Here is a 17,632-nt window from a genome sequence, read left to right as displayed (position 1 = left end):
GGATGGGGGAGTGCCGATGTTCAAGAAGATCCTGATCGCCAACCGCGGAGAGATCGCCTGCCGGGTCATCCGCACGGCGAAGCGCATGGGGATCGCCACCGTTGCCGTCCATTCGGACGCGGACCGCGACGCCGTGCATGTCCGCATGGCCGACGAGGCCGTATCCATCGGGCCGGCGCCATCGGCGCAGTCCTATCTGTCGATCGATGCCATCCTTTCCGCCATAGCCGCGACGGGGGCGGATGCGGTGCACCCCGGCTATGGCTTCCTGTCCGAGAATGCCGCCTTTGCCCGCGCGCTCGACGCCGCCGGCGTTGCCTTCGTCGGCCCGCCGGCAACGGCCATCGACGCGATGGGCGACAAGATCACCTCCAAGAAGCTGGCGGCGGAGGCCGGCGTTTCGACCGTCCCGGGGCATATGGGCCTGATCGAGACTGCGGAGGAGGCGGTCTCCATCGCCGACCGGATCGGCTACCCCGTGATGATCAAGGCGTCGGCCGGCGGAGGCGGCAAGGGCATGCGCATCGCCTGGAATGCCGAGGAAGCGCGGCAGGGCTTCGTATCCTCGCGCAGCGAGGCGCGCGGCGCCTTCGGAGACGAGCGAATCTTCATCGAGAAATTCGTGGAGCAGCCCCGACATATCGAGATCCAGGTGCTGGGCGACCGGCACGGGACGATCATCCATCTGGGCGAGCGGGAATGCTCCATCCAGCGGCGCAACCAGAAAGTCCTGGAAGAGGCACCGTCGCCATTTCTGGACGACGAAACGCGCGCCGCCATGGGGGCGCAGGCCGTGGCGCTTGCGGCGGCCGTCGGCTACCACTCCGCCGGCACGGTCGAATTCATCGTCGATGGCGCACGCAACTTCTATTTCCTGGAAATGAACACCCGCCTGCAGGTCGAGCATCCGGTGACCGAACTCGTCACCGGCCTCGACCTCGTGGAGGAGATGATCCGCATCGCCGCCGGCGAGCCGCTGCGCCACGGCCAGGGCGACATTTCCGCCAAGGGCTGGGCCATGGAGGCCCGCATCTACGCGGAAGACCCATACCGCAACTTCCTGCCGTCGATTGGCCGGCTGACGCGCTATCGCCCGCCACGCGAGGGGGTGTTGGGCGGCGTCACGGTGCGCAACGACACCGGCGTGACCGAGGGCAGCGAAATCTCCATGTACTACGACCCGATGATCGCCAAGCTCTGTACCCATGCGGCGACGCGCGCGGCGGCCATCGACGGGCTGGCCGAGGCGCTCGACGGGTTCGAGCTGGAGGGCATCGGCCACAACCTGCCCTTCCTGTCGGCTGTGACGCGTCGGGAACGGTTCCGCAGCGGCGCGCTGACCACCGGTTTCATCGTGGAGGAATTCCCGGACGGGTTCACCGGCGTCGAGCCGACTGACGAGGAGGCGCGCCGCCTTGCCGCGATCGCCGGCCTTGTCCGCAGCCGCGAAACAGCGCGTGCGGCCCGCATCACCGGCACCATCGCCCATTATGCCGCGACCGCCGAAACCGACCTCGTCGTCACCTTCGGCAACTGGCGCTTTCACCTTACGATTGGGGAAACCGTCCGGTTCGAAGATGGGCCAAACATCGGCATCGCCAGTGACTGGAAGCCGGGGGATACGCTGTCGACCTTCGTGGTCGACGGCATGGAGATGCGGGTCAAGACGAGCCTTGAGGGCGGTTCCATCCGCCTGCGCTGGCGCGGCATCGACATAAGGGCGCATGCCCGCCGTCCGCGCGTTGCGGAGCTGGCGGAGCTCATGCCGCACAAGCCCGCGCCCGATACCTCGCGCCTGTTGCTGTGCCCGATGCCCGGTGTCGTCACCGCCATCGCGGTGCGCGAGGGCGATGCCGTCGAGGCGGGCCAGGTGCTTGCCACGGTCGAGGCGATGAAGATGGAAAACGTGCTGCGGGCCGAGCGGCGCGCCGTCGTCAAGCGCATCGCCGCCGAACCCGGCGCCAGCCTGGCGGTCGACGAGCTTATCCTCGAGTTCGAGGCGTAGGCCGGTTCAGGGGCGCAGGCGGTAGCCGGTCGCGAACATGCGGTGGATGACGAGGATGCAGGCCAGCATGAAGGCGAATGTCATGCCGAGGCTGACGAAGATGTTCACGTCGGACTGGCCGAAGAAGCTCCAGCGGAAGCCGTTGATGAGGTAGACGACGGGATTGATCATCGACACGTCCTGCCAGAAGGGCGGCAGCATGCGGATGGAGTAGAAGCTGCCGCCAAGGAAGGCGAGGGGGGTGATGATGAGCAGCGGCACCAGCTGCAGCTTTTCGAACCCGTCTGCCCATATGCCGATGATGAAGCCGAACAGGCTGAAGGTGACGGCCGTCAGCACCAGGAAGAAGAGCATCAGCAGGGGATGGTCGATCCGGAGCGGCACGAACAGGAAGGCCGTGGCGAGGATGATGAGGCCGAGGATCACCGATTTGGTGGCCGCCGCCCCGACATAGCCGGCGACGATCTCGAGCGTCGAGACGGGCGCCGACATGATTTCGTAGATCGTGCCCGTGAATTTCGGGAAGTAGATGCCGAAGGCGGCGTTGGACAGGCTTTGCGTCAGGAGCGACAGCATGATGAGCCCGGGCACGATGAAGGCCCCGTAGTCGATACCGTCCACCGCGCCGATGCTGCGCCCGATGGCTGCTCCGAAGACGACGAAGTAGAGCGACGTAGAGATGACGGGGGACAGGATGCTCTGGAAGATGGTGCGCCACATGCGGGCCATCTCGAAGCGGTAGATCGCAAGGACGCCGCGCCAGTTCATGACTTGCTCCTGACGAGATCGATGAAGATGTCTTCCAGCGTACTTTGATGCGTGCGGATGTCGTGCAGGCGGATGCCTGCCCCGTCGAGTGCGGCCAGAAGCGCGGTGATGCCTGTCCTTTCGCCGCCCGTGGCATAGGCATAGGTGAGCGCCTTGCCATCGTCCGACAAGACCAGGTCGAAACCGGACAGGGCGGCGGGGACGGAGGGGAGCGGGGCCTGCAGCTCGATGATGAGCTCCTTGCGCCCGAGCTTTTCCATCAGGCGGGACTTCTCTTCCACCAGGATCAGCTCGCCGCCGCGGATGACGCCGATCCGGTCGGCCATCTCCTGCGCTTCCTCGATGTAATGCGTGGTCAGGAAGATGGTGACGCCGGAATCGCGCAGGGTGCTGACGACGCGCCACATGTCGCGGCGCAATTCCACGTCGACGCCGGCGGTCGGCTCGTCGAGGAACAGGAGCCTCGGCTCGTGCGCCAGCGCCTTGGCGATCAGCACCCTCCGCTTCATGCCGCCGGACAGGGTCATGATCTTGGAATCGCGCTTATCCCAGAGGGACAGGTCCTTCAGCACCTTCTCGACATAGGCGTCGTTGCGCTTCAGGCCGAACAGGCCGCGCGTGAAGCTGACCGTCGCCCAGACCGATTCGAAGGCATCCGCCGTCAGCTCCTGCGGCACCAGGCCGATCATCGCACGCGCGGCGCGATAGTCGGACCCGATGTCGTGGCCGCCGACGCGCACCGTGCCCTGGCTGCGGTTCGTCAAGCCGCAGATAATGCTGATCAGCGTGGTCTTGCCGGCGCCGTTGGGGCCCAGAAGCGCAAAGATCTCGCCCTGCCGGATGGCGAGGTTCACCGGTTTCAGCGCGGTAAATCCGTTGCCATAGGTCTTGGCGACATTCTCGACCGACAGGATCGGTTCCATCATAGAAGCCTTCATCGTGAGCGAGGTCTTCTACTCGATCCTGCCCGCGCTGTCGCCTCCCCCGGCGGCATCGGCCGCGAGGCTGTCCATGGGCTGCGCCGTATCGATGGATACGATCACCGACATGCCCGGCACCAGCCGTCCGGACTGCGTGTCCTGCCCGTCGAGCCGGATGCGCACGGGCATGCGCTGGGCAATCTTGGTGAAGTTGCCGGTGGCGTTGTCCGACTTCAGCACCGCGAACTCCGAGCCCGTCGCCGGCGAGAATCGCTCGACCTGCCCGTGGAAGACGCGGCCCGGATAGGCATCCACGGTAAAGTCGACGCGCTGTCCGGGCACCATGCCGCGAACCTGCGTCTCCTTGAAGTTGGCGACGATCCAGCGGTCGTCCGGCACCAGGCTGGCAAGCCCGGTGCCGGGCTGGACATACTGGCCGACCCGGACCCCGACCTCGCCCAGCGTGCCATCGGCCGGCGCGGTTATGCGGGTATGCGTCATGTCGAGCTCGGCCAGCAGGACGGCGGCCTTGGCACTGTCGACCGCCGCTTCCAGCGATTGGCGCGAGGTGATGACCGATGCCAGGTCCTGCCGGGCGACTTCCACCTGCGCCCGCGCCTGGTTCAAAGCGGCCTCGGCCTCGGCGCGGGACTTGCGGGCAAGATCGAGGTCGCTTCCGGGAGCGAATCCCTTGGCGGCCAAAGGTGCGATGCGGTTCCAGTTGGCGTCGGCCGTGTCGAAGGAAGCTTCTGCGCTCTTCTGCGCCGCCTCAGCCGCCGTTACCTTGGCCTCGGCCGAAAGGCGCTGCTGCTCGAAGCGCGACAGGGCGGCCTCCTGTCCGGACAGATTGGCGCGGGCCTGCTCCAGCTTCTGGCGGTAGGTGCCGTCGTCGATGCGGGCGATCAGCGTGCCGGCCGTCACATGCTGGAAGTCCTGCACGGGCACCTCGGCGACGATGCCGGAGAGCTGCGGGCTCATCATGGTGACGCGGCCCCGGACATAGGCGTCGTTGGTCGTCTGGACGCTGGACGCGAAGGGCGGCAGGTTCCAGGCATAAAGGATGGTCAGCACGCCGGCGATGCCGATGAGCGCGGCGACATAGGTAGCGAAGGAGCGGAAGATGCGGGGCATGTTCCAGCCTTTCAAAGAGACGGTATCGGGAACGGGGTTGCGTCGGTTGGATCAGGTTGCCGCCGGCTCTGTCGGCGGAAAGATGTGCCGGAACAGGACATGCAGCAAGAGGCAGCCGAGGCCGAAGGCGGAAAGGCCGCTGACCAGCAGGAACGCGTCGTTGTAGGCGAGGATGGTTGCCTCGCGGGTTGCCTGGGCGGACAGCGCGGCCAGCGCCCTTGCCTGCTGGATGGCCGGGTCCGGCGTCGTCGGCGCGTAGGCGGCCGCCATTCGGGCAATGCGCGCCGCAACCGTCGGGTCGCTCATGACGACGTTTTCGACCAGGGCCTGCGAGTGGAATTTCTCGCGCAGGGTGACGACGGTTCGGAAGATGGCCGAGCCGACGGCCCCTCCCAGGCTTTGCGTGGTCAGGAAGACGATCAGGAAGGACAACAGGTAGTTCATGCCCTTCTTCATCGCCGCCATGAAGCCCATGGCCAGGGCCGGCGGCAGGAACATGACACCGGCCATGGCGATCATGGACTGGCTGACCAGCATGTTTTCCGGCCGGGTCAGGTTGGTGGCGTGCGCGTCCATGAACGCTCCGACGGACAGGAGCGCCAGGGCGGCGGCATGAATGGCCGGTGCGCGCCCCGGCTTCATGACGGCCGCCGTGGCCAGGCCCGCCAGCACCGTGCTGGCCAGCATCACGACATAGAGGGCCGTCATCTGCTCGTTGCGCAGGCCGATGGCCTGGAAGAAGCCGGATGCGCCGCTGGTCTGCTCCGACAGGATCAGGCGGAACAGCAGGAGGATGCCGGCAAAATGCAGGATCTGCGGCGACAGGATCCAGCGCAGGTCCACCAGGGGGTTCGAGCGGTTCAGCTCGATCATCCCCGCAGCCGACAGGGCGGCGATGCCGACGGCCAGCGTCCAGCCGATCCAGCGCGCTTCCAGCCACCAGTCGTAAGGGCCGACCGTAGCGGTAACGGCGATGGCGCCCAGCCCGATGGCGATCAGTATATAGCTGACGAAGTCGAGCGGTTCGAATACCTGCGCGCGGGCCGGCGGATTGAGCGGCAAAAAGAAGATGGCCGCCAGCGACAGCATGGCCATCGCCATCTCGAGGCTGAACAGGCTGGCGAAGTCTCCCATGTCCGTCAGCAGGGGCGAGACGAGCCGCGCCACCGGCATCGCTATGGAGATGTTGATGACGGCGAAGGTGACGCCCATCGTCATCTTCTTCTCGGGCGGGAACGTCTCCAGCATGTAGAGGAAGGCGAGCGTCGAAAGCGGCGAGGCCGCGACGCCGGCAAAGAAGCGCACCAGCAGCGCCGACCGGAAGTCGGTGACGAAGAGATGCATGGCGCTGATCGCCACGAAGGCGACGATGGCGCATTCGGCAAAGCGCCGCAGCCCGAACTGTGCGCGGATCTTCGTCATCATCAGGGTCAGGCTGACATTGGGCGCCAGATAGGCGGCCATGAGCCAGACGGTCTCCGTGGTCGTCAGCGAGAGGCTGCCCTGCACGTTGGGCAGGTTCGACGAGATCAGGTTGAGGCCAAGGCCCTGCGTCAGGGAGATCAGCGTGGCGGCGGCGATATACAGCCCCGCATGGGCCGGATGCCGGGCCACGTAGGGCGCGGGCGCCGGAAGCGTGCGGACGGGACGGGCCGGGGCGGCGGTTTCATTCGTCATCGTCGGACGCTCCCGGGTGGGAAACGGCTTCGATGGCCCGCGCCATGCGCCGCATGACGGCCAGCGCCGCCACGATTTCGCGGTCGTCGATGTCGGACAGCACGAGGCCCCGGATGTCGTCGGACGCCGCCGACACGACGGCCGCCGCCTTGCGGCCCTCCGGCGTCAGCCGAACCACCTTTGCCCGCCGGTCGCCAGGGGAGGGCAGGCGCTCGATGAGGTCCAGCCGCTCCATTCCGTCCAGAAGGCGGACCACCGTCGCGCTCTCGAGCTGCAGTTGGCAAGCCAGTTCCGTCTGAGTCGGCATCGGGTGGCGCGCCAGTTCGGCCAGGGCGCGGGCGCGCGGATAGGTCAGCCCCTGCTCGCTGACGCGGGCGTTGAACAGGGTGCGCATGCGACGGCTCGTCTTGATGACGAGATCCGTCAGTTCGGCTCGCGAGGCATCGTCCGTTTTTTGCATGGTGGGCATATAACTAGTGCACTAACAATAAACAAGACTTACAAACTGTCGCAGGCTAGAAGGGACAGTCCCACCGGAGGCCCGCCCATGGCGAACATGCCGCGCATCACGATCACCTATTGTACCCAGTGCCAGTGGCTGCTGCGCGCCGCATGGCTGGCGCAGGAGCTGCTGTCGACCTTCGGCACGGATATCGGCGAGGTGGCCCTGGTGCCCGGCACCGGGGGCATATTCGAGATCGCCTGCGACGGCGCCCGTGTCTGGGAGCGCAAGGAGGATGGCGGCTTCCCGGAGGCGAAGGTGCTGAAGCAGCGCGTACGTGACCTGCTCGACCCGGAGCGCAGCCTTGGACACAGTGACCGGTGAGGGCGCGATGACGAAGGTGATTTCGGCCCTGATGATCGTGGCGATGGTGGTGCAGGTGATTCGGCCGCTGGGCCTGCCGGGCCTGCGTCGACGGGGCGATTTCTGGAAGATCGCGATGGCGGCGCTGTTCGTCTTCGGCGCAACGGTACTCATTCGGCCACAATAGGGGTGCAGCGTCCGTGCCGGTTCCGGGGGCATTTGAACGGCATGGCGCACTCGTGTACTGAGGCGGGCTGTTCGCAACGCAGGGGTGACATCGAAGAATGGATCGCATTCGCATTCGGGGCGGTAACGCGCTCAACGGCACGATTCCGATCTCCGGGGCCAAGAACGCCGCCCTGCCGCTGATGATCGCCTCGCTCCTGACGGACGATACGCTGACGCTGGAGAACGTCCCCCACCTTGCCGATGTGGAGCAGTTGATCCGCATTCTCGGCAATCACGGCGTCGATTATGCGGTATCGGGCAAGCGGCTGGTCCAGGACCCTTCGCAGGGACGCACGATCCACTTCACCGCGCGAACCATCGTCGATACGACGGCCCCTTACGAACTCGTGTCCAAGATGCGGGCGAGCTTCTGGGTGATCGGGCCGCTGCTGGCCCGCATGCATAAGGCGCGCGTATCGTTGCCGGGCGGGTGCGCCATCGGCACCCGGCCTGTCGACCTGTTCATCGACGGGCTTCGGGCGCTCGGCGCCGACATCGACATCGACCGGGGCTACGTCGTCGCCGAGGCCACGGGTGGCCTCGTCGGCGCGCGCTATCGCTTTCCCAAGGTGTCCGTGGGGGCAACCCACGTCCTGATGATGGCGGCGTCGCTGGCCAGGGGCGAAACCGTCATCGAGAACGCCGCGCGCGAGCCCGAGGTGGCCGACCTTGCCACCTGCCTCAACGCCATGGGCGCGCGCATCTCGGGTGCCGGAACGTCCACCATCACCATCCAGGGCGTCCAGGCCCTGTCGGGAGCACGCCATCGCGTCCTGCCGGACCGGATCGAGACGGGCACCTACGCCATCGCCGCCGCCATGGCCGGCGGCGACGTTACCTTGGCGGGTACGCGCGCTTCGTTGCTGGATTCGGCGCTGGACGCCTTGCGCCAGGCCGGCGCCGAGATCACCGAGCTGAACGACGGCATCCGCGTGCGGCGCAACGGCGCGGGCATTTCGCCGGTGGATGTGACGACCGATCCGTTCCCCGGGTTCCCGACCGATCTGCAAGCCCAGTTCATGGCTTTGATGACCCGCTCGGGCGGTGTCTCCAACATCACCGAGACGATCTTCGAAAACCGCTTCATGCATGTCCAGGAACTGGCCCGGCTTGGTGCGAAGATTTCGCTTTCGGGCCAGGTCGCCCGGGTCGAAGGCGTGCCCCGGCTTGCCGGCGCGCCGGTCATGGCGACCGATCTGCGCGCCTCCGTGTCGCTGGTGATCGCCGGTCTGGTGGCGGAAGGCGAGACGACGGTCAACCGGGTCTATCATCTCGATCGCGGCTTCGAGCGGCTCGAAGAGAAGCTCGTCGCCTGCGGCGCGGATGTGGAGCGGATTTCGGGTTGAGCCCGCTCGATCGTCCGGGCAGATCCATTCCCGCCTTGCATTTTTCTTCGTTCCGCACGATTTAGGGCGCGTGAATTTCCATAACGGGTTGGCCGCGCCGTGCGCTGCCGGCCTCGACTCGTTCCAATGGGCCGGCCCGCATCGGGCCTTCGGCCGAACCCCGATCCAAGGTCAGGACCACGCATGGCGAAAGAAGAAGTTCTCGAGTTTCCCGGGGTCGTTACCGAGCTGCTGCCGAACGCGACATTCCGCATCAAGCTCGAGAACGATCACGAAATCATCGCACACACGGCGGGACGGATGCGCAAGAACCGTATTCGCGTTCTGACGGGTGACAAGGTGCTCGTCGAGATGACCCCCTACGACCTGACCAAGGGCCGCATCACCTATCGCTTCAAGTAAGCCGGGCACGCGTCGCATGGCCCAGTCGCAGCATCTGATTCTCGCTTCGGCCTCGCCGCGCCGGCTCGAACTGCTGCAGCAGGTCGGCCTGGAGCCTGAACGGCTGTTGCCTGCCGACATCGACGAGACGCAGCAGGGGTCCGAGCATCCGCGCTCGCTGGCCAAGCGGCTGAGCCAGGGCAAGGCCGAAGCCGCCGTTGCCGTGCTGGAGCGCCTGCAGGAGCGGACCGACCGCTTTGTGCTGGCTGCCGACACGGTCGTCTGCGTCGGGCGCCAGGTCATGCCCAAGGCCGAATTGATCGAGGATGCGCATGCGAATCTGCGGATCCTGTCTGGCCGCACCCACCGCGTATACACCGGCGTCTGCGTCATCGGGCCTTCCGGGCGGCTTCGCCAGCGTCTGGTGGAGACGCGGGTCCGCTTCAAGCGTCTGACGCGCGAAGACATGGACCGCTATCTCGCCAGCGGGGAGTGGCGCGGCAAGGCGGGTGGCTACGCGATCCAGGGGCTGGCAGGTGGTTTCGTCGTGCGTCTGGTGGGAAGCTACAGCAATGTGGTTGGCCTTCCGCTCTACGAAACGCTGGCGCTGCTGCAGGGCGAGGGCTTCCGGCAGGGCATGGCGGCGGCGCAATGACCGGCGCCGTAACACCGCTGCGGCCCCGGCGCGCCTGCCCGGAATGCGGAAGGCCCTCGGATCGCGCCACCTATCCGTTCTGTTCGCCGCGCTGCAAATCGGTGGACCTCAACCGCTGGCTGACCGGCGCCTACGTCATACCGGGTGTCGAGGACGAAGTGCCCGACAAGGAAGACGAGGCCTGAAGGGCTTGCCCGTCAGCGCAGCACCGCCGGCAAGACGCGGGCATCGCGCCCGGACGCGATCCGGACGGGAGAATCGCCCTCCACGCGAACCCATCGGCCCGGATCGGCCGAATCCTGACGCTTGAGGTAGGTGTAGGGCGTATCGCCCCAGCTCCGCACCCGCGCGTCCAGATTGTCCAGGACGAAATCGCCGGCGCGCGTCGTCAGCGTCAGCACCGCGTGGCCTTCGCCGTTCGGCTTGCGCACGACGGTCATCAAAAGGTTGCTCGCCGGCAGGCCGGCCTCCACCAGCCGTTCCCGTTTCAGCAAGGCGTAATCCTCGCAGTCTCCGCGGCCCACCGGCAGGCTCCAGTATTCTTCCTGTCCGTGCATGGCCCAGTCGGACGCCGGTTCGATATCGGCATTGACCTGCCGGTTGATGCCGGCGACGAGATGCAGAAGGCCGGGCGACAGCGCCAGCGGGCCCGCTACCGGATGCGCATGCGGCCGACACTCCTGCGGTAGGCGCCTGCACAGGTCGAAATGGCCGATCGGTTGCGATGTGGGGCCGCCGAGCGGCATGAAGAGGGGCCTGGCCTGTGCCGGCAATATCGCACCCGCACACAGTGTCGATGCGATCGCAATCGCAAGGAGCGCACGCAACCTGCCCATGGAAACCGATCCCCTCGTCGTCCCCGAACCCTCGATGGAATGGTCGGACCGGGGGCGGGGAAGGTCAATGTCCCCGTTGGCGGGAGGGCCCCGGCCGGGGCGCAGGATAGACAGGCGACGGGGGTATTTCCGGCTGAGCAGGTGCAATACTACGAGCTCCGTCAATGCTGTAGAAAGCGCGGCGATCCAAGCGGTTCGGCGCGATCGGTGCAGCAGTTTGACGGACCCGGTGTCCTTAATGTGACATTAACGCCACGTGGGGATGAAATTTTACCCGCTCGCCTTGCCCGCGGCCAGATCCAGGACAGCGGCATCCATTTGGCGAAGGTCTTCCTCACGCGAAAGGCGATGATCTCCGTCGGCGACGAGCGTCAGCGTGACGCCGTCTCCGGGAAGATGCGAGACAAGCTCCAGCGCATGCGCATAGGGCACGTCCGGATCCCGCATCCCCTGGATGATGTGCACCGGGCATCCCGTCTCCACGGGGCCGTCCAGGACGCACTGTGACAGACCGTCGTCCAGAAGCCGCTTCGTGTAGACCGTGGGTTCGGGCGCGTAGGCAGAGGCGCGCTCGATATAGCCCTGGCGGGCGAGGTCGCGGCATTCGGCAGCGGTGAGGGACGGTTCCACGAGCCGCTTGGTGAAGTCGGGCGCGGGTGCCAGCAGGAGCATTCCGGCCATGCGCGCGCGCATCCGCCGCGCCAGAAGCAGTGCGATCCAGCCACCCATGGACGATCCGACCAGCAACAGCGGACCGGCCGTCTTTGCCGACACGATGTCGTCGGCGTCGTTCAGCCAGTCCGATATGGTCAGGTCGGTGAACGTCCCGGACGATTCGCCATGGCCGCGATAATCGAAGCGCAGGAAGCCGAGGCCCGCTTTGGCGCATGTTGCCGACAGGCGCTCGGCCTTGGTGCCGCGCATATCGGAACGATAGCCGCCGAGGAACACGACCGTCGGCGCCAGGCCGGCCTGCCCAAGCCAGGCGAGCCGCTTGCCTTCGGCCGCGGAGGGCGTGAAGAAATCAGCGTTCGGCTGTGACTGCATCCGGCTGCTCCCTGTCTGTCTTCATGCAAATCGTACGCTAAATGGGTGAAACTCGCCGGGCGACGTGCTATATCGAAAAGGTGATCGGCCCAGGGCCGGCGCTGCCGAAAGGCGAGCCGCCAGCCGGGGCCGGGTTGCGTGCGTTGTCGCGCAACTTCGCATCTGTCGTCAACAACAGGAGTGAACGACCATTCGCAGACCGTTTCGTGCCCCGCCCGCCCAGAAGGAAGGACCGCGCTCCAACCGGGAAATTCGTGTTCCGCAGATTCAGCTGATCGACGCTGACGGCCAGAACCGCGGTCCGACGCCGACTGCCGAGGCCCTTGCCATGGCGGAAGAGGCCGGACTGGATCTCGTCGAGATCGTCCCCACCGCCAATCCGCCCGTGTGCAAGATCCTCGATCTGGGCAAGCTCAAATACGAGAATCAGAAGAAGGCCGCCGAGGCGCGCAAGCGCCAGAAGGTCATCGAGGTCAAAGAGATCAAGATGCGGCCGAACATCGACGATCATGACTACGAGACCAAGATGAAGGCCGTTCGCCGCTTCTTCGACGAAGGCGACAAGGTCAAGGTGACGCTGCGCTTCCGTGGCCGCGAGATGGCACACCAGGAACTCGGTATGCAGCTGTTGAACCGCGTCCGCGAGGAAACCGCCGAAATCTCCAAGGTCGAAGCCGAGCCCAAGCTCGAAGGCCGTCAGATGATGATGGTTCTGGCGCCGCGCGGCTGACGCGCGCGCCGACCCCGGCCACGGCGAGCCTCCGCGAATGCGGGCTTGCCATGCCGGGGACGACAGACTATAAGCCCCAGCGTTCAATTGAGAGCCGTCCGGCAGGGCATGCCGTGGCGGCTCCAAATGCTTGGCGACACGTTCGGTAAGGCCGAACGGCGGTCCTTCAAGGTCCGCCGCCGTCGCCGCATCCATCAAGGAGAGCAAAATGCCCAAGATGAAGACCAAATCGAGCGCCAAGAAGCGCTTCCGCATGACGGCAACCGGCAAGGTCAAGGCCCAGCCCGCCGGCAAGCGCCACGGCATGATCAAACGCTCCAACGACTTCATCCGCGATGCGCGCGGAACGATGATCCTGTCCAAGCCGGACGAGCGCATCGTCAAGACCTACATGCCCTACGACCGCTGAGCGGGTCGGGACACCTCAAGGTTTAGAGATTCAGGAGCGATATCATGGCACGTGTCAAAAGAGGCGTTACCTCGCACGCCAAGCACAAGAAGGTTCTGAAGGCCGCCAAGGGCTTTTACGGACGCCGCAAGAACACCATCCGCGCCGCCAAGGCCGCCGTCGACCGCGCCAAGCAGTATGCGACGCGCGACCGCCGCGTTAAGAAGCGCAACTTCCGCGCCCTTTGGATCCAGCGCATCAACGCCGGCGTCCGCGAGCATGGGCTGACCTACGCCCGCTTCATGGACGGCCTCACCAAGGCCGGCATCGAAGTCGACCGCAAGGTGCTGTCCGACATCGCCATCCACGAGCCGGAGGCCTTCGCGGTCCTGGTCGAGCAGGCGAAGTCGGCTCTTGCCTACCTCAAGGACAACAACGACAACGCCTATGAGCGCGCTGTCGGCGAAAAGCGCGCTGCCTGACGCAAGGCGCACTGCCGGGCCGGCCCCGGCAGTATCGGGACAGCCCGAACCGTTAAAAACGACAAGGCCCGCCGCGCATGCCGCGTGCGGGCCTTGTCGCGTTCGCATGCTTTGTGCTTGAAGCTCATGACATCGAAGAAACAGGCGGGGAGCGCGCCGCATGCGATGCGGCGCGACGGACCCGGCAGGGGGATCATGCAGGACATGACCATGGCGAGCGATCTTGCGGCCATCGAGGCGCGCACCCTCTCGCAGATCGAGGCGGCGACGAGCGAAGCCGCGCTGGAAGACGTGCGGCTGGCCGCGCTGGGCAAGAAGGGCGAAATCTCCGAGCTCCTGAAGGGCCTCGGCCGGATGACGCCGGATGAGCGGCGCGAAGCCGGGCCTGCGCTCAACGGCCTGCGGGACCGGGTGCAGCAGGCTTTGGCCCAGCGAAAGGAAGCCCTGGCCGATGCGGCGATCGAGGCGAGGCTGGCGGCGGAAGCCGTAGACGTCACGCTGCCGCTGCGGCCCTCTTCCCTGGCGGCGGGGCGGCTGCATCCGCTGAGCCAGGTGGTGGACGAGATCACCGCGATCTTCTCCGACATGGGCTTCGCCATCGCCGAAGGGCCGGATGTCGAGACCGACTACTACAACTTCACCGCGCTGAATTTCCCGGAAGGGCACCCCGCGCGCGAGATGCACGACACGTTCTTCTTCCGCCCGGGCGCGGACGGGACGCGCAAGGTGCTGCGCACCCATACCTCGCCGGTGCAGGTGCGCACGATGGAAAGCCAGAAGCCGCCCATCCGCATCGTCATTCCCGGCAAGACCTACCGGCAGGATTCGGACGCGACGCACTCGCCGATGTTCCATCAGCTCGAAGGTCTGGTGATCGACCGCAAGGCCAACATCGCCAACATGATGTGGGTCCTTGAAGAGTTCTGTCGCGCCTTCTTCGAGGTGCCGACGGTGAAGATGCGTTTTCGGCCGAGCTTCTTTCCCTTCACCGAACCGTCGATGGAAGTGGATATCCAGTGCGACCGCTCGCGTCCCGGCGAGGTCCGCTTCGGCGAAGGCACGGACTGGATGGAGATTCTCGGCTGCGGCATGGTGCATCCCAACGTGCTGCGCCTCAGCGGGCTCGATCCGGACGAGTTCCAGGGCTTCGCCTGGGGCATGGGCATCGACCGGATCGCCATGCTGAAATACGGCATGCCGGATCTGCGCGCCTTCTTCGACGCGGATGTCCGGTGGCTCGAGCATTATGGCTTCCGGCCGCTGGATATTCCGACACTGTTCGGCGGGCTGAGCAGCAACTGATACCGAAGAGGCGATGGCGATGAAGATGATGATCCTGGAATGCATCGCGGTTCTGGCCGGCGCCGTCCTCGGCACGGTGCTGACGGGGCTCCTGGCCTGGCTGTTTGCCGGCACGCCCTTCGCGGTGGCCGTCGCCTCGCTCGGTGCCTATGTGCTCGGCCTCGTCACCGTCGCCCTATTCGCCTTCCTGTACCATCAACTGGATCGAACGCCTGCGGCGCTGGCAAGCCTTGCCGTGGGCGTCGTCCTGCCGACGCTGGTCGACCGCTTCGTGCTGGGCGATACGCTGGGCTGGACGACGATCATCCTGCTCAACCTCGTCTTCGCCGTGCTGGCGCTGTCGATCTACCGCTTCGTGCATGCCAATGCCGCAAGCCGGCAGGCGGCGCGCGGCGTGGCCCGCCGGCTCGACTGAACCCATCCTTTCTTTTCCGATACGATCGCGATCTTTGATATGAAGTTCACCCTGTCCTGGCTGAAGGACCATCTCGACACCGAGGCGGGCCTTGGCGAAATCACCGAACGCCTGACCGCCATCGGCCTTGAGGTCGAGCATGTCGACGACGGGGCCGCCTTCCGCCCCTTCACCATCGCGCGCGTCTTGACGGCGCAGCCGCATCCGGACGCCGACAAGCTGCGCGTGCTCAGCGTCGACGCGGGACCGGACGTCAACGGCGGCAAGCCGCTGCAGATCGTCTGCGGCGCCCCCAACGCGGTGGCCGGCCTTGTCGGCGTGCTGGCGCTGCCCGGCACCTATGTTCCGGGCATCGACACGACCCTGGGCGTCGGCAAGATCCGCGGCGTCGAAAGCTTCGGCATGATGTGCTCGGAGCGCGAGCTGGAACTCTCGGACGAGCATAACGGCATCATCAGCCTGCCCTCCGACGCGCCTGTCGGCATGGCCTTCGCCGACTATGCCGGCCTGTCCGACCCGGTGATCGAGATCAACCTGACGCCCAACCGGCCGGACGCCACCAGCATCCACGGCATCGCGCGGGACCTTGCAGCCTCCGGCCTCGGCCGGTTGAAGGACGCCGCCGTCGACCGGATCGAGGGTTCCGGCGCGTGCCCGGTGTCGGTCGACGTGCAAAGCCCCACCTGCACGGGTTTCGCCCTGCGCCTGGTGCGGGGCGTCACCAACGGTCCCTCGCCGGAGTGGATGCAGAAGCGGCTGCGCGCCATCGGCCTGCGCCCGATCAATGCGTTGGTGGATATCACCAACTACCTGACGTTCGATCGCGGGCGCCCGCTGCACGTCTTCGATGCGGCCAAGGTTTCCGGGTCGCTCACCGTGCGGCAGGGCCGCTCGGGCGAGGAAATCCTGGCACTCGACGGCCGCATTTATGCGCTGGACGAGAGCGTCTGCGTGATCGCCGACGACAAGGGTCCGGAATCCATCGGCGGCATCATGGGGGGCGAGCACTCCGGCTGCGACGAGGGCACCATTGACGTGCTGGTGGAATCCGCCCTCTGGCGTCCCCTGGACATCGCGCGCACGGGCCGCGCGCTCGGGATCGTGACGGACGCGCGCTATCGCTTCGAGCGCGGCGTCGATCCGGCCTTCATGGAGCCGGGACTGGACCTTGCCACCCGCATGATCCTCGATCTGTGCGGTGGCGAGGCCAGCGAGCGGGTCGTCGTGCCGCACCGGGCCGACGCGCCCGGGCAAATCCGTCTGCCCTTCACCGAGGTGAAGAGACTGACCAGCCTGGATATCGCACCCGATCGCCAGGTCGAGTTGCTGGAGCGGCTGGGTTTCGCCGTGACGGCCCGCGACGCGGAGGGCGCCGACGTCATCGCGCCGAGCTGGCGCCCGGATGTCGAAGGCAAGGCCGACCTGGTGGAAGAGGTCATGCGCCTTACGGGCGTGGATGCGATCACCCCGCAGCCGCTGCCTCGCGAAGGGGCCGTGGCAGGCCGCGTCCTGACGACGGCGCAGCTGCGCGATCGGCTGGCCAGGCGTGCTCTTGCCGCGCGCGGCATGCTGGAAACGGTCACCTATGCGTTCATCCCGCACGAGGAGGCCGTGGCCTTCGGTGGCGGCGCCCCGGAACTGCAGCTCGAAAACCCCATCGCCGCGGAACTGACCGACATGCGGCCCTCGCTTCTGCCCAGTCTGCTGGCGGCGGGCGGGCGCAATGCGGCGCGGGGCTACGGCGATGTGGCGCTGTTCGAGGTTTCCCATGTCTACCACGACGATACGCCCGCCGGGCAGTTGCGCGTCGCGGCGGGATTGCGGCGCGGCACCGCCGCGCCGGCGGGAGCGGGACGCAACTGGGCCGGCAACGCCGCCCCGGTTTCGGTGTTCGACGCCAAGGCCGACGCCATCGCCGTGCTGGAGGCGGCCGGCGTACCCACCGATCGGCTGCAGGTGGAGGCGGGCGCCAGCGCCTGGTATCATCCCGGCCGCTCCGGCCGCCTGAAGCTTGGACCCAAGGTGACGCTGGCCGAGTTCGGCGAGTTTCATCCGCGTGTCCTGAAGAAGATGCGCCTGTCGGGCGCCCATTGCGGGTTCGAGGTGTTCCTCGGCGCGCTGCCGGAGGGCAAGCGCAAGGCCACCCGGACAAAGCCGGTGCTGGAGCTTTCCCCGTTCCAGCCGGTGCGGCGCGACTTCGCCTTCGTGGTGGACGAGGCGGTGGAGGCGCTGAAACTCGTACGGGCTGCCGAAGGCGCCGAACGCAAGCTCGTGTCGTCGGTCAGCGTTTTCGACGTCTTTACCGGTGCGTCGCTTGGCGAAGGACGCAAATCCATCGCCATCGAAGTCACGTTGAAGCCGGCCGAGCGAACCTTGACCGACGAGGATCTGGAAGCGGTATCGCAGAAGATCGTGGCAGCGGTGGCCAAGGCGACCGGCGGCACGCTGCGCGCCTGACGACATCGCAATGTTGTGCGGGCAAGCTCCGCGCATCCTTGCAGGGCCACACTTGGCGG

The 17,632-nt window shown here is 66.4% G+C and carries 20 protein-coding genes; 13 read left to right on the top strand and 7 right to left on the bottom strand.

Features of this window, described 5'->3' with window-relative positions; genetic code table 11:
- Positions 1 to 16 precede the first annotated feature (16 nt).
- Entirely contained in the window at positions 17 to 2,005 is a 1,989-nt protein-coding gene (locus IGS74_RS19725) for an acetyl/propionyl/methylcrotonyl-CoA carboxylase subunit alpha (RefSeq protein ID WP_192388476.1), read from the top strand.
- Between the two features lie 6 nt (positions 2,006 to 2,011).
- Here IGS74_RS19725 and IGS74_RS19720 read toward each other — a convergent pair whose 3' ends face one another.
- From IGS74_RS19720 to IGS74_RS19700, 5 genes are read right to left on the bottom strand one after another with little or no spacing between them, the layout of a single operon-like run.
- Positions 2,012 to 2,773: an ABC transporter permease gene (locus IGS74_RS19720; RefSeq protein WP_192388474.1), complete on the bottom strand. Its 762-nt coding sequence runs from the start codon at positions 2,771 to 2,773 to the stop codon at positions 2,012 to 2,014.
- The gene (locus IGS74_RS19715; RefSeq protein ID WP_192391899.1) at positions 2,770 to 3,696 is read right to left on the bottom strand and encodes an ABC transporter ATP-binding protein; all 927 of its coding nucleotides are present in this window, start codon (positions 3,694 to 3,696) and stop codon (positions 2,770 to 2,772) included. Before IGS74_RS19715 ends, IGS74_RS19720 begins: the two co-directional genes overlap by 4 nt.
- 30 nt (positions 3,697 to 3,726) lie before the next feature.
- Complete coding sequence (locus IGS74_RS19710) at positions 3,727 to 4,824, bottom strand: HlyD family secretion protein (protein WP_192388472.1); 1,098 nt, start codon at positions 4,822 to 4,824, stop codon at positions 3,727 to 3,729.
- 51 nt (positions 4,825 to 4,875) lie between these two features.
- Positions 4,876 to 6,501 carry an MFS transporter gene (locus IGS74_RS19705; protein ID WP_246722745.1) on the bottom strand — a complete coding sequence of 542 codons (1,626 nt, stop codon included), beginning with the start codon at positions 6,499 to 6,501 and terminating at the stop codon, positions 4,876 to 4,878.
- Positions 6,491 to 6,961 carry a MarR family transcriptional regulator gene (locus tag IGS74_RS19700; RefSeq protein WP_192388470.1) on the bottom strand — a complete coding sequence of 157 codons (471 nt, stop codon included), beginning with the start codon at positions 6,959 to 6,961 and terminating at the stop codon, positions 6,491 to 6,493. The genes IGS74_RS19705 and IGS74_RS19700 overlap by 11 nt, the downstream gene beginning before the upstream one ends.
- Before the next feature lie 87 nt (positions 6,962 to 7,048).
- On the opposite strand from IGS74_RS19700, the gene IGS74_RS19695 reads away from it, so the two are divergent.
- The 6 genes from IGS74_RS19695 to yacG all read left to right on the top strand — a co-directional run bounded on the left by IGS74_RS19695 (position 7,049) and on the right by yacG (position 10,101).
- Positions 7,049 to 7,327, top strand: coding sequence for a SelT/SelW/SelH family protein (locus IGS74_RS19695; RefSeq protein ID WP_039195552.1), 279 nt, complete (start codon positions 7,049 to 7,051; stop codon positions 7,325 to 7,327).
- Entirely contained in the window at positions 7,308 to 7,493 is a 186-nt protein-coding gene (locus IGS74_RS19690; RefSeq protein WP_192391907.1) for a hypothetical protein, read from the top strand. Before IGS74_RS19695 ends, IGS74_RS19690 begins: the two co-directional genes overlap by 20 nt.
- 97 nt (positions 7,494 to 7,590) lie before the next feature.
- Positions 7,591 to 8,880, top strand: a complete 1,290-nt coding sequence (gene murA, locus IGS74_RS19685) for a UDP-N-acetylglucosamine 1-carboxyvinyltransferase (RefSeq protein ID WP_192388468.1) — start codon at positions 7,591 to 7,593, stop codon at positions 8,878 to 8,880.
- Between the two features lie 183 nt (positions 8,881 to 9,063).
- The gene (gene infA, locus IGS74_RS19680; RefSeq protein ID WP_019994787.1) at positions 9,064 to 9,282 is read left to right on the top strand and encodes a translation initiation factor IF-1; all 219 of its coding nucleotides are present in this window, start codon (positions 9,064 to 9,066) and stop codon (positions 9,280 to 9,282) included.
- Positions 9,283 to 9,298: 16 nt separating this feature from the next.
- Positions 9,299 to 9,916 carry a Maf-like protein gene (locus IGS74_RS19675; RefSeq protein ID WP_192388466.1) on the top strand — a complete coding sequence of 206 codons (618 nt, stop codon included), beginning with the start codon at positions 9,299 to 9,301 and terminating at the stop codon, positions 9,914 to 9,916.
- Complete coding sequence (gene yacG / locus IGS74_RS19670) at positions 9,913 to 10,101, top strand: DNA gyrase inhibitor YacG (protein WP_192388464.1); 189 nt, start codon at positions 9,913 to 9,915, stop codon at positions 10,099 to 10,101. The genes IGS74_RS19675 and yacG overlap by 4 nt, the downstream gene beginning before the upstream one ends.
- A gap of 12 nt (positions 10,102 to 10,113) precedes the next feature.
- Here yacG and IGS74_RS19665 read toward each other — a convergent pair whose 3' ends face one another.
- Both IGS74_RS19665 and IGS74_RS19660 read right to left on the bottom strand, forming a co-directional pair.
- Positions 10,114 to 10,752: a transglutaminase-like cysteine peptidase gene (locus tag IGS74_RS19665; RefSeq protein WP_192388462.1), complete on the bottom strand. Its 639-nt coding sequence runs from the start codon at positions 10,750 to 10,752 to the stop codon at positions 10,114 to 10,116.
- A 270-nt stretch (positions 10,753 to 11,022) separates the two neighbouring features.
- On the bottom strand, positions 11,023 to 11,799 hold the full coding sequence (locus tag IGS74_RS19660) for an alpha/beta hydrolase (RefSeq protein WP_192388460.1): 777 nt from the start codon (positions 11,797 to 11,799) through the stop codon (positions 11,023 to 11,025).
- Between the two features lie 190 nt (positions 11,800 to 11,989).
- On the opposite strand from IGS74_RS19660, the gene infC reads away from it, so the two are divergent.
- From infC to pheT, 6 genes are all read left to right on the top strand, one after another.
- Positions 11,990 to 12,529 carry a translation initiation factor IF-3 gene (gene infC / locus IGS74_RS19655; protein WP_082016281.1) on the top strand — a complete coding sequence of 180 codons (540 nt, stop codon included), beginning with the start codon at positions 11,990 to 11,992 and terminating at the stop codon, positions 12,527 to 12,529.
- A gap of 208 nt (positions 12,530 to 12,737) precedes the next feature.
- Positions 12,738 to 12,938: a 50S ribosomal protein L35 gene (gene rpmI, locus IGS74_RS19650; RefSeq protein ID WP_039195541.1), complete on the top strand. Its 201-nt coding sequence runs from the start codon at positions 12,738 to 12,740 to the stop codon at positions 12,936 to 12,938.
- 44 nt (positions 12,939 to 12,982) lie between these two features.
- Positions 12,983 to 13,399, top strand: coding sequence for a 50S ribosomal protein L20 (rplT, locus tag IGS74_RS19645; protein ID WP_039195539.1), 417 nt, complete (start codon positions 12,983 to 12,985; stop codon positions 13,397 to 13,399).
- Between the two features lie 204 nt (positions 13,400 to 13,603).
- The gene (pheS, locus tag IGS74_RS19640) at positions 13,604 to 14,701 is read left to right on the top strand and encodes a phenylalanine--tRNA ligase subunit alpha (RefSeq protein ID WP_192391897.1); all 1,098 of its coding nucleotides are present in this window, start codon (positions 13,604 to 13,606) and stop codon (positions 14,699 to 14,701) included.
- A gap of 19 nt (positions 14,702 to 14,720) precedes the next feature.
- The gene (locus IGS74_RS19635) at positions 14,721 to 15,116 is read left to right on the top strand and encodes a hypothetical protein (RefSeq protein WP_192388458.1); all 396 of its coding nucleotides are present in this window, start codon (positions 14,721 to 14,723) and stop codon (positions 15,114 to 15,116) included.
- A gap of 39 nt (positions 15,117 to 15,155) precedes the next feature.
- Complete coding sequence (gene pheT / locus IGS74_RS19630) at positions 15,156 to 17,573, top strand: phenylalanine--tRNA ligase subunit beta (protein ID WP_192388456.1); 2,418 nt, start codon at positions 15,156 to 15,158, stop codon at positions 17,571 to 17,573.
- Positions 17,574 to 17,632 lie beyond the last annotated feature (59 nt).

Source organism: Aureimonas sp. OT7 (genome assembly GCF_014844055.1).
GTDB classification, from domain to species: Bacteria; Pseudomonadota; Alphaproteobacteria; order Rhizobiales; family Rhizobiaceae; genus Aureimonas; species Aureimonas altamirensis_A.
The sequence above is the reverse complement of the archived record's forward strand: the minus strand, read 5'-3'. Positions and strand labels throughout refer to the sequence as shown.